Below are 13,436 nucleotides of genomic sequence, written 5' to 3' on the forward strand. Positions count from 1 at the left end.
ACCTTCGCGAAGGTGACCGTCCCCCGCGGCCCACGGACTCCCGGCAGACGACCGCGGTCGGACGTCAGGACTGCAGCGCGAGCGCCGCCGCGCCCAGCAAGGGGCCGTCACCGTCGAGGCCGGACCCGACGACGCGGCAGCGGCGCGCGTACGCGTGCAGAGACGCCGCTCGGGCCGCCTCGCTCACCTGGTCGATGTAGTCGGGGGCCACGTGCGAGAACCCGCCGGCGATGGCGACGGCCTCGAGGTCGCACAGGGTCGCCGCCGCGGCGATGGCCTGGCCGACCGCGGTGGCCGAGCGGCGGACGGCAGCGATCGCGATCTCGTCGCCGGCCGCGTGCGCGGCGGCCAGATCCAGGCCGGTCTCGCCCTCCCACCCCTGCGCCCGCGCCCAGGCGACGGTCCCCGGGCCGGCGGCGACCGCCTCGAGGGTGGATGCCACGACCTCATCGCCCTCGATGGTGCGCACGAACGTCTGACCGAGGTGGCCCGCGTTGCCGCTGGCGCCCGTCACCGGCCGACCACCCAGCACGAAGCCGCCGCCGACGCCCGTGGACACCACGATCGCCATCGCGTCGTCGACGCCCACCAGGGCGCCGCGCCAGTGCTCGGCCAGCGCGATGCACGTGCCGTCGAGGGCGAGGTGGATCGGTCCGTCGACGAGTCCCGCCAGAACGTCGTCGATCGCCAGCCCCGCCGCCAGGGGGAGGTTCAGCGGAGAGACCGAGCGAGAGGGCAGATCGACCGGGCCGGCACTGCCGACGCCGATGGCTCCGACGGTGACTCCGCGGACCGCCGCGAGCGCTCCCTCGGCGGCCTCCCGCACGTTGCGCGCGATGGTCTCGCGGTCGTTCTCTCGACCGGTCGGGCGACGGGTCACGCTCTCGCGGACGACCTCTCCCGAGGCCGAGACGACAGCGGCGTCGACCTTGGTTCCGCCGATGTCGACGGCGAGCACGTGGGTGAAAGCGGGCAGGGACATACGCGGGCTCCTCGGGTAGGACAACGTTGCCCGATCATAGGGCCGCCGAACGACCGGGTCATTCGCCTCGACCGCAGCCGCCGTCGGTACAGCGTGGGGCACCCTACGTCTTCCGCTTCGCCGTCCCCGCCTACGGAGCGCGCGGGCAGCACACCACATCGCGGATGCACAGGGGGTCCTCCCCTGTGCACCTGCTGCGTTCGGGCCCCACCCCCGCGCCCGCAGGTTACGATCAGGTCACGGCGGCCGCGACGCGCCTCCGGACCATCCGCAACGCGAGGGATGCCATGGACGAGACCATCACGCCCGAGGCGACCAGTCGGCTGCGCCGCGCTGATTCCGCCCCCACCCGGAACGGCCTGGACGAGCCCCTCACCGCGGAGTCGTTCGCCCGCCTGACCGGGGACATCATCGCCTCCGTCTCACGGGTCATCGACGGCAAGCCGCACGCCGTCCGCAGCGCCCTCATCGCCCTCCTGGCCGAGGGTCACCTGCTCATCGAAGACGTGCCGGGTGTCGGCAAGACGATGCTCGCCCGGGCGATCGCGGCGACGATCGACGCGGACGTCCGTCGCATCCAGTTCACCCCCGATCTGCTGCCCGGCGACATCACCGGCGTGTCCGTGTTCAACCCGGTGCAGCGCCAGTTCGAGTTCACGCCGGGTGCGGTGTTCGCGCACATCGTGATCGCCGACGAGATCAACCGCTCCTCCCCCAAGACGCAGTCGTCGCTTCTGGAGGCGATGGAAGAGCGTCAGGTGACCGTCGACGGCCGCACGCACGTGCTCCCCTCGCCGTTCCTCGTCGTGGCGACGCAGAACCCGTTCGAGATGGAGGGCACCTACGCGCTCCCCGAGGCGCAGCGCGACCGTTTCCTGCTGCGCATCTCGATGGGATACCCGGATGCCGCGGCCGAGGCGCTCATGCTCCGTCAGCGCGACGCGGTCAACCCGCTCGACGGCCTGACGCCGGTCGCCTCGGCGCGGGAGGTCACCGCGATGATCGCCTGGGCGCGCGGCGTGCATGTCGCCCCCGCGCTCGAGGAGTACGTCGTCGCCCTCGCGCAGGCCACGCGCAGCCACCCCGACATCCGCCTCGGCGCCAGCCCGCGCGCGACCCTGCAGCTCGTTCGCGCGGCGAAGGTGCGCGCCGCCCTCGACGCCCGCTCGTACGTGATACCCGACGACATCACCGAACTTCTGTCGCCGGTGTTCGCGCACCGTCTCATCCCGAACCGGTCCGCCGCGGGCGGGAGGGCCGGGGCCGCCGTCGTGGTCGAGGCGCTGGAGCGCATCGCCGCGAGCGTGCGGGTGCCCCTCGCATCACGCCCGTGAGGTCGGTGGTGCGACGCCGGTGGCCCTTCACCCTGCGGGGGACGGGCGCCCTGCTGCTCGCCGTCGCGGCGTTCCTCATCGCCGAACGAGCCGGCATCCCCGAGCTGCTGTACTTCGCGACCCTTCTGGCAGCGCTCCTGGTGGCCGCGGCCATCGCCCTCCTGCTCACGCGCGGGGCCGGCACCGTCACCCGCGTCGTCTCCCCCGACGTCCCCGAGGTGGGCGGCGCCGCGACGGTGACCGTTCGCGCGGGCATGCGCAGCGCTCTGCCGAGCGGCCCCGGCCGGTGGTCCGACACCCTCCCCCCGGCACTCGCGGGCCGCACCGAGGGCACCTCTCCGGCCACCGGCTCGGCACTGTCGGGCGACGGAGCCGCCGTACAGGTCCGCTACGAGATGGTCGGCGTGACGCGCGGCATCCATGCTCTGGGCCCGTTCGAGGTGACGACCACCGATCCGTTCGGGCTCCTGCAGCGACGTCTCGCGCTGGGGCGTAAGACTGCCGTGACCGTCGCGCCGGCCATCGTCGACCTCTCGCCGCTTCCCCGCGCCTCGGGCGAGGCCGGCGGCAGCCGCCAGACGTCGACCCTGCAGCTCGGGCAGGGGTCCGACAACCTCGTCGCGCGTCCCTACGCCCCGGGCGACTCGATGCGCCGCATCCACTGGCGCGCCACCGCCCACCGCGACACGCTCATGGTGCGTCAAGAGGAGCAGGAATCGAGCCCGGCGGCCACCGTCGTGCTCGACCGCGCGCTCTCGCGGTGGTCCCCGCTCGCAGCGAGTGACCCGGGTGCCGATGAGGCCTTCGAGACGGCGGTCACGGCCTGCGTCTCGGTCGTCGCGCGCCTCGTGCACGAGGGGTACACGGTCGACGTCGTGGACAGCGACGGCAGTCTGCTGATGGACCCGGTCGAGGGCGGCGACGACGGAGAAGCGCGGGCGGCGTCCGCCGGTTTCGCCGTCCTGCGCGCTCGCACCGACGATCCCGCGCGCCGCGTGGTGCCGGCATCGGCCGCGGCCCTCTCGGGCCCCGTCGTGGTGATCACGGGCACGCTCGAGTCCGACGATCGCACCACCCTGGGGGTCGTGGCCCACCACTCGGCGCTGCCGGTGCTGCTCGTGGTGGCCGAGCGGGCGGAGCTCGAGGGCCTGCGGGCCGGGGGGTGGCGCGCCGCCGTCCTGTGGCCCGGGGGCGACGTCGCCGCCGCGTGGGACGACGCGATGGAGCAGGGGTACGCCGGTGTCGACCGCTGATGTGACGGTGCTGCGCACTCCGCGGCGCCGGCGCGACGCGACGCTCCTGACCGTCGGTCTGTTCGCCGCGATCGCGAGCGCCCTGCTGCCGGTGTTCTCGGTCATCGCGCCGGGGCCGTGGGTCGCGGGGGCCGTCTTCGTCACGGCCGCCGTTCTGGGAGCGGGGCTGCTCGTTCGTGTCGGGCGCCTGCCGGCGGTGCTCGCGAGCGTCGTCGAGATCGCCGTGGGGATCGTGCTGCTGACCGCGATCTTCGGCCGCTCCAGCGCCCTGCTCGGGGTGATCCCGACCCCGGCGACCTTCGCGTCGGTGCCGGATCTGCTGGCTGCGGCGTCGGAGGAGATCCGCGTCGGGGTCGCGCCGGTGGACGCGCAGACGGGCTTGTCGTTCCTGCTGGTCGCCGCCATCGCCGGCCTCGCGGTGGTGCTCGACCACGTCGTCCTGACGGCCCGGATGCCGCTGCTCGCCGGCGTCGGTCTGGTCGCGGTGTCGCTGATCCCCACGATCGCCATCCCCTCCGACATCGACATCGCGGGTTTCGTGCTGCTGGCGGCGGCGCTGATGTTCCTCCTGCGCGTCGACACACGCGCCCGGACGGCGACCTCGTCGTCGCGCGCCGATCCGCGGCCCGTGCGCGGTGTCTCGGCGACCGCCCTGGGCGTCGCCGCCGTCGCCGTGATCGTCGCGGTGGTCGCCACCCCGCTGCTGCCCCAACCGGACCTGCGCTTCGCGACCGGGGGCACCGGCGGTATCGGCACCACGATCAATCCCAACCTCGAGCTGGGCAACGACCTGCGCCAGCCGCGCGAGGTCGAGGTGCTCACGGTGCGCACCACGGCACCCACGGCCCCGTACCTCCGAGCCGTGACCCTCTCGCGCTTCGACGGTGCCGTGTGGCAACCCGACAGTTCCGACACCGTGCCCGTTCCGGCCGAGGGCGCCGTGTTCGCCCCCGTCACCGTCGCCGAGGGCATCACGGTCGCGGATGACGACACCACGGTGACCATCGATCAGCTCGACAGCCCCTGGCTGCCGGTGCCCTACCCCGCGTCCAGCGTGACCGGGCTCACCGGCGACTGGCTCGGGATGCCGCAGAACCGCACCGTCGTCACCCGCGCGGGGTCCACCCGCGAGCAGGTCTACGAGGTGCAGGCCGTCGTGCCGCGGCCCACGCTCGAGCAGATCCGCTCGAGCGCGGTGGGGGGACCCGATCTCGACCCGACGCTGACGTCCCTGCCGGACGACGTGCCCTCCGTCATCGGCGACACCGCACGCGAGGTGACCGCGGGCGCGCAGTCGCCCTACGACCAGCTCCTGGCGCTGCAGACGTGGTTCCGCAGCAGCGCGTTCCGCTACTCGCTCGACGCCCCCGTCGACTCGGGCTTCGACGGCGCGGGAGTGGATGCCGTCGCCGACTTCCTCGAGGTGCGCGCGGGCTACTGCGTGCACTACGCGTCCGCCTTCGCGGTGATGGCGCGCTCGCTCGGCATCCCCACGCGCATCGTCATCGGCTATCTGCCGGGGACCGCGTCGACCACCGCTCAGCAGGGCGGCACGGAGTACACGGTGAGCTCCAGCCAGTTGCACGCGTGGCCCGAGGTGTCGTTCGAGGGCATCGGATGGGTGCCCTTCGAGCCCACCAACAGCCTCGGCGTGCCCACGAACTTCGCGTCGGGATCGGGGTCGGGAGGGTCGGCGACGACGGACACCCCGGAACCGGATGCCGCGTCCCCCGACGCGCAGCCCTCGACGGCGCCGTCGCAGGCCGGCCGTCCCGACCTGGGCGAGCAGGACGGCCCCGGCGTCTCCGCGAGCGGACGGACCTCGACGTCCTGGGTCGCTCCCTCTCTCGCCGGTCTCGCGGTCGTGCTGCTCCTGCTGGTGCCCTCGGTCCTGCGCGTCCTGCGGCGGCGTCGACACCTCGCCCACGCGCGCGCCGGAGACCCCGTCGCCGCGTGGAGGGTGCTGCAGGACGAGGCGGTGGACCTCGGCATCCGGTCGTCGTCCGCCGAGTCGCCCCGCGCGTTCGCCGCGCGTCTGACCGCCGAGCACGGCATCGACGCCGACGACGTCGATCTGCTGCGCGCGGCGGTGGAACGCGTCAGCTACGCCGAGGACGCCGTGGACCCCGCGAGCGGGCCGGGTCTCGTCGCGGCCGTGGAGCGCATCCGGACTCGCTTGCGTGCCGGGGCCTCCCCCGCTCGTCGCGTGATCGCGAGCGTCTTCCCCCGCTCGCTCGTCGTGCGCCCCGGCGCGGTGGAGACGGAGCGCGAGACGGTCGGCAGCTGAGGGCGCCGCACCCTCCCGGAGGAGGGGAAACCGGTATCCGGGGCGGAGACGGGGGAAAGACGATGAGCCCCACCCCTGGGGGTGAGGCTCATCGTGTGGCGGAAGTGACAGGATTTGAACCTGCGAGGCGAGTTACCCCGCCTACATGGATTCCAGCCATGCTCCTTAGGCCGCTCGGACACACTTCCAACAGGAAAGCTTACACGGCGACGAGGCTCTCCCCCGCCGCGGCCGGGCCGCGACGTCAGACGGGATCGACCGATCCCAGGCCGGCCACGATGCCCCGCACGTCCTCGGGATCGAAGACGTCCTCGGACGCGGCGAGCTCCGCCGGCGTGAACCAGCGCACGTCGACGATGTCGTCCTGCTCGCTCGCGGTCCAGGCATCCCGTGCGATCTCGAAGCGCGCGGTGCGCAGCACGAAGTACACCGCGGTACGGCGCTCGTACTCCTCTGCCGGGGGGAGCGCGATGTCGCGGAACGCGACCGGCTCGCCCACGGCATCCACCCGGAGGCCCGTCTCCTCGTACAGCTCGCGCACAGCGGCGGTCGCGGCATCCTCCCCCGGATCGATCCCTCCGCCGACGGTGAGCCAGCGGGCCGGACGCACGCGTCGACCCCAGTGCTGCTTCATCAGCAGCAGCGCCCCGTCCTCGTCGAACACCAGCACGCGAGCGGTGCGCCGTGTCTTCGGCTCCGTCTGATCCGTCACACCGAGCAGTCTCTCAGAGCACGTGCTTGGGCAGGCGGTGGAGCGTGACGGCGCCGACGGCCCGGAACGGATGCAGGGGATCCGGCGTCTCCGACCCCGTCGGGCCGCCGAGCTCAATGTGCACGACGGCGCTCATGAGCGAATAGGCATCCATCCGGTCCCAGCCGTGCACCTCGACGAGCGTGTCGAAGACGTCTTCGTAGCCGCGCCGGATGCTCTCCTGCACGGGGTCGCCGAGGCCGACGAAGATCCACTCGTCGGCGGTCTCGACGCGTGGCGCGCGGAAACCGGCATCCTTCACCAGATCGATCGAGACGACCGCGATCCCCGCGGCCTCGATGGCGACGAACGACGACTCCCCTCGCGCCATGACGGCGTGGATGTCGCCGATCGAGAGCAGTCCGCCGTCGACCTCCACCGGCAGGTACACCGTCGCACCGGGAGCGACGTCGGTGAGGTCCATGTTGCCGCCGAGAGCCGTGGTGGGCATCACCGTGGAGTGCGTGCCCACGGCGGGCGCCGTGCCGATGCAGCCGATCATCGGGCGGGCGGGTACGACGTGGCGAGCGGTGACGTGCACCCCGTCTGCGTCGATCGGCACGCGGCGGCTCACCACGTGATCGGGCATGCGGTGCGAGAGCGCCCCCGCACCCGGGAGACTCTGCGACCAGCCCGACTCCGGGAGGCGGATCTCGTGCACGCGGACCGCGAGGGCGTCTCCGGGTCGCGCCCCCTCGACGTACACCGGCCCGGTCACCGGGTTGATCGGTGCGGTGAGAGCGCCGAGGTCGCCGTGCTCGTGGAGCTCGCGATAGACGGCGTCGTCGGTGTGGAACGCCACCGTCTCCCCCGTGCCGGGCATGAGCCGCAGCACGGGGGCGATGTCGGCGGCGAAGCCCGGTCGCCCGAGCTCCGCGCCCAGGACGTGGTCGAAGGTCACCGGGACACCGTCTCGCCGCCGCCCTCACCGGCGGTGGAGGTCGCGTGCTCGGGCAGCGGTCCGCTCGCGCCGCCGCTCTTGCGGGCGAAGATCACGTAGACGATCGCGCCGACGACGAGCCACAGGATGCCGCCGACCTTCGCGGTGATGTCGGCGTTGAGCAGTACGTACCCGATGATCAGGAAGCCCACGGCGGGTACGACGAGGTGGAGCAGGTAGTTCTTCGACTTCCTCTTGCCGAGGTAGTACACCGCGACCGAGACGTGCAGCAGGAGGAATCCGAGAAGGGCGCCGAAGTTCACCAGCGAGGAGATGACGGCGATCTGACCGACGAAGAACAGCACGAGCACGAGCGAGACGCCGCTGACGAGCAGGATCGCGGCCATGGGCACCTGACGGGAGTTGACCTTCGACAGGAAGGCGGGAAGGCGCCGGTCGCGGCTCATCGAGTACAGCAGGCGCGAGGTGGCCGCCTGCGCGGCGACGGCGTTGGCGATGCCCACCGCGACGACGTTGACGGCGAGGAACGCGGTCGCCCACCCGGATCCGGCGGCCTTGGCCACGAGCACGAAGAAGGCGTTGTTGACCTCGTCGTCGCCGAAGGTGATGGTTCCGGCGGCGAGGGCGCTGGCGAACCAGGTCTGCGTGACGAAGAGCACCGCCACCACGAGCAGGGCGATCACCATGGCGCGACCGGCCGAGCTGCGGTTGCCGGTGGACTCCTCGGCCATGGTCGAGATGCCGTCGAAGCCGAGGAAGCTCAGCACGGCGATCGAGAGGGCGGTGGCGATCAGGGCGGGGTTGACCTTCTCGGCGTCCCACACGGGGGCGATCGTGAACTCGGCGCCCGGGATGGTGCCCGCGTTCAACGCGGTCACGGCGATGACGACGAAGATGACCACGAACGTGAGCTGGATGAGCAGCATGACGCGGTTCGCGAGCTTGATCGAGCCGATGCCCGCCACGTTGATGAGCGTGTTGACGATGACGAAGACGACCGCCCAGATCCACTGCGGCACGTCGGGGAAGATCCCCGCCATCGACGACGCGGCGAACACGTAGAGAAGGGTCGGCACGAGCAGGTAGTCGAGCAGGATCGCCCACCCGGCGAAGAAGCCCACCGTCGGGTGCAGACCCCGGCCGACGTACGAGAACACCGAGCCGGCGATGGGGAACGCCTTCGACATCTGCGCGTAGGCGAGGGCGGTGAAGATCATCGCCACGACACCCGTGAGGTAGACCAGCGGCACCATGCCGTCCGCGGCGTTGTAGACCACGCCGAAGATCGCCCAGGGGGCGATGGGCACCATGAACACGAGCCCGTAGACCACGAGGTCGAGGGTGGACATGGAGCGCTTGAGCTCCTGCTTGTAGCCGAACGACTCCAGCGATTGCTGGGCCTCGGGGGCGGGGTGCGACATCGGGTCTCCTGGTTCGGGTGGGTGGGGCGCCCGGCGGGGCGGTGGATCGGGATGCGTCGGGTGGGGCGGGGCGGGGCGGGAAGCGTCAGGGAAGGGGCGCGAGGAAGTCCGCGATGACCGCGCGGAAGGCGTCGGGCATCTCGAGGTGGGTGCAGTGGCTCGCTCCGGCGAAGACGTGCGAGCGGGCGTCGGGGATGTGCTCCACGAACGGCTCCCACGTCTCGGGGGTGGCCTCGTCGAACTCCCCGGCGACGACGAGAGTGGGGACGGCGACCTGCGGAAGGCGGTCGATGATCGTCCAGTCGCGGCCGGTGCCGACGACGTGGAACTCGTTGGGTCCGTTCATCGTGAAGTACACGGTCGGATCGGCGAGCATCTGCTGCTCGCTGTCGACGAAGTCCTGCGGCATGGGGGTGACGCGGCAGACGTGTCGCTCGTAGAACTGCCGCGTGGCATCCACGTACTCGGGGTGATCGAGGGTGCCGTCGGCCTCGTGACGGTCGAGGGCCTCGCGGGCCGCGACCGGCAGTTCGGAACGCAGGCGCGCCGCGCCCGCGAGCCAGAGTGCCATGGAGGCCGGGGAGTTGCAGATCTCGAGGCTCCGCAGGCCCGCGGGCTGTCGCACCGCGATCTCGGCGCCGAGCATGCCGCCCCACGACTGGCCGAGCACGTGGTACTCGTCGACGCCCAGTGCCTCGCGCAGGTTGTGGAACTCGTCGACGAAGAGCTGCGGCACCCACTGCGAGGCCGGGGCCTCGGGGTGGTGCGAGCTCTTGCCGCAGCCGATCTGGTCGTAGTGCACGACGGTGCGTCCGGTCAGATCGGCGAGGGCGTCGAGGTTCGACACGTAGTCGTGGGCCATTCCGGGTCCGCCGTGGAGCACGAACAGCGGAGCCTTGCCGGTGGGTTCGGCGGGCTCCGTGAGGCGCGCCCAGGTGAAGCCGTCGTGGAAGGGGACGGTGGTCTCGCGTTGCATGGTGTCATCGTGGACCCGGTAATGGTTCGTTGGCAAACCTTTTCTTGGGAATTAACATGGAGGAAACGACGGGAGCCCATGGCAGACACCGACGACGCCTCCCTGGTGGAACGCGTCACCGAGCGCCTCATCACCGCGGTCGCGGTGGGCGAATTCCTGCCCGGCACGCGCCTGCCCGCCGAGCGCGACCTCTCCCCCCTGCTGGGTGTCGGCCGCACGACCGTTCGGGCCGCCCTCGACGATCTGGCCGTGCGTGGGCTGATCGAGAAGAGACGCGGCCGCGCCGGCGGCACGTTCGTCGCCGCGCAGTGGCCGGCCTCGATCGTCGTCGGCGTGGACCGCTGGTTCGAGCAGCGCTGGAACGACCTCGTCGACGCCTGCACGGCCAGCTCGATGCTGCACGCCTCGCTCGCCCGCCTCGCCGCCGAGAGGCGCACGGATGCCGACATCGCCGTCATCCGCGAGCGCCTGGGCGCGTTCCACGCGGCGGATTCGGGCGGTCCGAAACAGCGCGCCGACAGCCTGCTGCACCTGGCGATCATCGACGCCGCGCACAACGCCGCGCTGCGCGACATCCTGCTCGATCACGAACGTCACCTCTCGCTCTCGGCGCCCGCGCACCCCTGGGGCGACCGCGAGAGCCACCGTCGCATGGAGTCTCGCGCCGCGCGCGAACACGACGCGATCGTCGCCGCGATCGTGGACGCCGCACCCGACGAGGCCGCCGACCTCGCCCGCCGCCACGTGCAGATCGACATCGAGCTCTTCACCGAGGCACGCGAGTTCGCCCGCCTCCGGGCCGCCGCCGCGTCGACGAGCTGACCCGCGCGCGACGCTCAGCCGCGCAGGCGTTCCTCGAGCCCGATGCGCACCGCGGGCCACTCCTCGCGGAGGATCGAGAAGTACAGCGTGTCGCCGACGCTGCCGTCGGGTGCGATGCGGTGGTGGCGCAACCGCCCCTCGGGCGTGGCACCGAGACGCTCGATCGCCCGGGCGCTGCGCGCATTGCGCGCGTCGCACCTCAGGGCGACGCGGTTCAGGCCCCACACGTCGAAGGCCTGCCCCAGCAGCAGCAGCTTCGCCGCGGGATTCGTCCGCCCGCCCTGGAACGCCCGACCGTACCAGGTCGTTCCGATCTCGACCCGACCCTGGGCCGGCGCGTAGTCGTAGAACGTCGTCGATCCGCGGATGCCGCCGGTGTCGGCATCCCGCACCGTGAAGGCGAACATCCCCGGCGTCTCGCGCTGCTGCGCGACACGCTCGGCGTAGGCCTGCTCCGATGCGGGCCAGGGCGTCGTCATCCCGGCCCAGATCGAGGCGTCGGTGAGCGCCCACGCCTCTGCGGCGTCGTCGGGATGTGCGGGAGTGAGACGGATGCCGTGGCCCTCGAGCACGAGGTCGTGTGCGGTCACCGCGCCTCCAACTGCGCGACGAAATCGTCGGCCGCGTCGAGCTTGCGGCGAAGGTCGTCGCGGCGCGTGACGGCTTCGTCGCGGATGTCGGCCAGGCGAGCGGCCAGCGCCGCATCGGAGGGGTCGGCGTCGAGCCCGTCGACGACGGCGAGCAGTTCGCCCATCTGCTCGAGCGAGTACCCCAGCGGCTTCATCCGACGGATGAGCAGCAGCCGCGACTCGTCGTCGACGGTGTACAGCCGGAATCCGCCGTCGCTGCGCGCCGAGGGTCGCAGCAGCCCGATCTCGTCGTAGTGGCGGAGCGTGCGGATGGACAACCCGGTGCGTTCGGCGAGCTCGCCGATCTGCATCGGTCGCTGAGCGGTCATGGCATCCCCCGTTTCCGCAACCCTCTCGTTACGGTAGAGTTAGTTCGGTCGCGATCGCGACCCCCCTATTCTTCCCCGCGCCGACGCGGGTTCCCTCCCACCTCTCGGAGCATCTTCATGACCGACGTCCTCGCGCGCACGCGGCCCGAACCCACCGTGCTCCAGGCCCTGCGCTCCCCCCGCCTCCTCACCCGCGAGGCCCTCGCGGGTCTCGTGGTGGCCATCGCGCTCATCCCCGAGGCCATCGCGTTCTCGATCATCGCGGGTGTCGACCCGCGGCTCGGCCTGTTCTCCTCGTTCGTGATGGCGGTCGCGATCGCCTTCCTCGGCGGGCGACCCGCGATGATCACCGCCGCCACGGGCGCGATCGCCCTCGTCATCGCCCCGGTCGCCCGCGAGCACGGGGTCGACTATCTGCTCGCGACGGTGATCCTCGGCGGCATCCTGCAGGTGATCCTCGGACTCCTCGGCGTCGCCAAGCTCATGCGCTACATCCCCCGGAGCGTGATGGTCGGCTTCGTCAACGCGCTGGCGATCCTCATCTTCACCGCCCAGGTGCCGCAGCTCATCGGCGTGCCGTGGGCGGTCTACCCGATCGCCGCGGCGGGCCTCGCGATCATGTACCTGCTGCCTCGCCTCACCAAGGCGGTACCGGCGCCCCTCGTCGCCATCGTGCTGCTGACCGGCGCGGCCGTGGTCTTCGGCATCTCGGTGCCGACGGTGGGCGACCAGGGCGCGCTGCCCGACAGCCTGCCCGCGCTGCTGTTCCCGAACGTGCCGATCTCGCTCGACACCCTCGCGATCATCTTCCCGTTCGCGGTGGCGATGGCCATCGTGGGGCTGCTCGAATCGCTGATGACCGCCGCCCTGGTCGACGACATCACCGACACCCCCTCCTCGAAGACGCGCGAGTCGCTGGGCCAGGGCGCGGCCAACGTGCTGTCGGGCGTCTTCGGCGGTATGGGCGGCTGCGCGATGATCGGCCAGACCATGATCAACGTGAAGGCCTCGGGCGCCCGCACCCGCATCTCGACCTTCCTCGCCGGCGTGTTCCTGCTCGTGCTCGTGCTGGTGTTCGGCGACGTGGTGGCCATCATCCCCATGGCGGTGCTCGTGGCCGTGATGATCGTCGTCTCGGTCGCGACCTTCGACTGGCACAGCATCCGTCCCTCGACGCTGCGCCGGATGCCGCTGAGCGAGACCGTCGTGATGGTGCTGACGGTGGCGGTGACGGTGTGGACCCACAACCTCGCGATCGGGGTCGGTGTGGGCGTGATCGCTGCGGCGGTGCTGTTCGCCCGGCGCGTGGCGAATCTGACCACCGTGACGCGCTCGGTCGAGGGCGACACCGCCCGGTACGTCGTCGAGGGTGCGCTGTTCTTCGCCTCGAGCAACGACCTGACGACGAAGTTCGCCTATCACCGCGATCCGGCGCGGGTCGTCATCGATCTGTCGCGATCGCACGTGTGGGACGCCTCGACCGTGGCGGCGCTGGATGCCGTGCAGACGAAGTACGCGCATCTCGGCACCACCGTGGAACTCGAGGGGATGAACACCGCCGCTCGGCGCTTCCACGGGCGCCTCACCGGGGGGCTCGGCGCGGGTCACTGACCGCGACCACCCGCCGAGATCCCTGCGCACGCCCGCGGGGGTGGTGCCGGAGGGATCGGAGACGGGCGGAGACCCCCGGGCCGGGAGGATGCCGCGACCCGGCCTCGCCCTCCGCTCGCCGGATCTCCTCCGCTTCGCAC

At 71.8% G+C, this 13,436-nt stretch carries 12 protein-coding genes and 1 tRNA gene; 5 read left to right on the forward strand and 8 right to left on the reverse strand.

Features of this window, described 5'->3' with window-relative positions:
* Positions 1-64 precede the first annotated feature (64 nt).
* On the reverse strand, positions 65-982 hold the full coding sequence (locus ACTJJP_RS07590) for an ROK family protein (protein ID WP_440774410.1): 918 nt from the start codon (positions 980-982) through the stop codon (positions 65-67).
* Between the two features lie 287 nt (positions 983-1,269).
* Between ACTJJP_RS07590 and ACTJJP_RS07595 the strand changes: the two genes are divergently transcribed.
* The 3 genes from ACTJJP_RS07595 to ACTJJP_RS07605 are packed head-to-tail and all read left to right on the forward strand — an operon-like array spanning position 1,270 to position 5,856.
* A complete protein-coding gene (locus ACTJJP_RS07595; RefSeq protein ID WP_440774411.1) occupies positions 1,270-2,316 on the forward strand; it encodes an AAA family ATPase in 1,047 nt (348 codons plus the stop codon).
* The gene (locus tag ACTJJP_RS07600; protein ID WP_440774412.1) at positions 2,313-3,569 is read left to right on the forward strand and encodes a DUF58 domain-containing protein; all 1,257 of its coding nucleotides are present in this window, start codon (positions 2,313-2,315) and stop codon (positions 3,567-3,569) included. Before ACTJJP_RS07595 ends, ACTJJP_RS07600 begins: the two co-directional genes overlap by 4 nt.
* A complete protein-coding gene (locus ACTJJP_RS07605) occupies positions 3,556-5,856 on the forward strand; it encodes a DUF3488 and transglutaminase-like domain-containing protein (protein WP_440774413.1) in 2,301 nt (766 codons plus the stop codon). Before ACTJJP_RS07600 ends, ACTJJP_RS07605 begins: the two co-directional genes overlap by 14 nt.
* 96 nt (positions 5,857-5,952) lie before the next feature.
* Here the strand turns inward: ACTJJP_RS07605 and ACTJJP_RS07610 are convergent.
* The 5 genes from ACTJJP_RS07610 to ACTJJP_RS07630 all read right to left on the reverse strand — a co-directional run bounded on the left by ACTJJP_RS07610 (position 5,953) and on the right by ACTJJP_RS07630 (position 9,905).
* Positions 5,953-6,044: transfer RNA gene (locus ACTJJP_RS07610), tRNA-Ser, on the reverse strand.
* A gap of 56 nt (positions 6,045-6,100) precedes the next feature.
* Positions 6,101-6,568 carry an NUDIX hydrolase gene (locus ACTJJP_RS07615; RefSeq protein ID WP_440774414.1) on the reverse strand — a complete coding sequence of 156 codons (468 nt, stop codon included), beginning with the start codon at positions 6,566-6,568 and terminating at the stop codon, positions 6,101-6,103.
* Positions 6,569-6,581: 13 nt separating this feature from the next.
* Positions 6,582-7,508 (reverse strand): acetamidase/formamidase family protein, encoded by a 927-nt coding sequence (locus ACTJJP_RS07620; protein WP_440774415.1) that lies wholly within the window; start codon positions 7,506-7,508, stop codon positions 6,582-6,584.
* On the reverse strand, positions 7,505-8,929 hold the full coding sequence (locus tag ACTJJP_RS07625; protein ID WP_440774416.1) for an APC family permease: 1,425 nt from the start codon (positions 8,927-8,929) through the stop codon (positions 7,505-7,507). The genes ACTJJP_RS07620 and ACTJJP_RS07625 overlap by 4 nt, the downstream gene beginning before the upstream one ends.
* An 85-nt stretch (positions 8,930-9,014) precedes the next feature.
* The gene (locus ACTJJP_RS07630; protein ID WP_440774417.1) at positions 9,015-9,905 is read right to left on the reverse strand and encodes a proline iminopeptidase-family hydrolase; all 891 of its coding nucleotides are present in this window, start codon (positions 9,903-9,905) and stop codon (positions 9,015-9,017) included.
* Positions 9,906-9,983: 78 nt separating this feature from the next.
* Here ACTJJP_RS07630 and ACTJJP_RS07635 point away from each other — a divergent pair, with 78 nt between their 5' ends.
* Positions 9,984-10,727: a FadR/GntR family transcriptional regulator gene (locus tag ACTJJP_RS07635; protein WP_440774418.1), complete on the forward strand. Its 744-nt coding sequence runs from the start codon at positions 9,984-9,986 to the stop codon at positions 10,725-10,727.
* A gap of 14 nt (positions 10,728-10,741) precedes the next feature.
* On the opposite strand, the gene ACTJJP_RS07640 is transcribed toward ACTJJP_RS07635, so the two are convergent.
* Both ACTJJP_RS07640 and ACTJJP_RS07645 read right to left on the reverse strand, forming a co-directional pair.
* Positions 10,742-11,317, reverse strand: a complete 576-nt coding sequence (locus ACTJJP_RS07640; protein WP_440774419.1) for a GNAT family N-acetyltransferase — start codon at positions 11,315-11,317, stop codon at positions 10,742-10,744.
* Positions 11,314-11,685, reverse strand: a complete 372-nt coding sequence (locus ACTJJP_RS07645) for a MerR family transcriptional regulator (RefSeq protein WP_440774420.1) — start codon at positions 11,683-11,685, stop codon at positions 11,314-11,316. Before ACTJJP_RS07645 ends, ACTJJP_RS07640 begins: the two co-directional genes overlap by 4 nt.
* A 117-nt stretch (positions 11,686-11,802) precedes the next feature.
* Between ACTJJP_RS07645 and ACTJJP_RS07650 the strand changes: the two genes are divergently transcribed.
* Positions 11,803-13,296 carry a SulP family inorganic anion transporter gene (locus ACTJJP_RS07650; protein WP_440774421.1) on the forward strand — a complete coding sequence of 498 codons (1,494 nt, stop codon included), beginning with the start codon at positions 11,803-11,805 and terminating at the stop codon, positions 13,294-13,296.
* The last annotated feature ends 140 nt before the right edge of the window (positions 13,297-13,436 follow it).

Origin of the sequence: Microbacterium sp. 22296 (assembly GCF_052045385.1) — a bacterium.
In the GTDB taxonomy this organism is placed as follows: domain Bacteria; phylum Actinomycetota; class Actinomycetes; order Actinomycetales; family Microbacteriaceae; genus Microbacterium.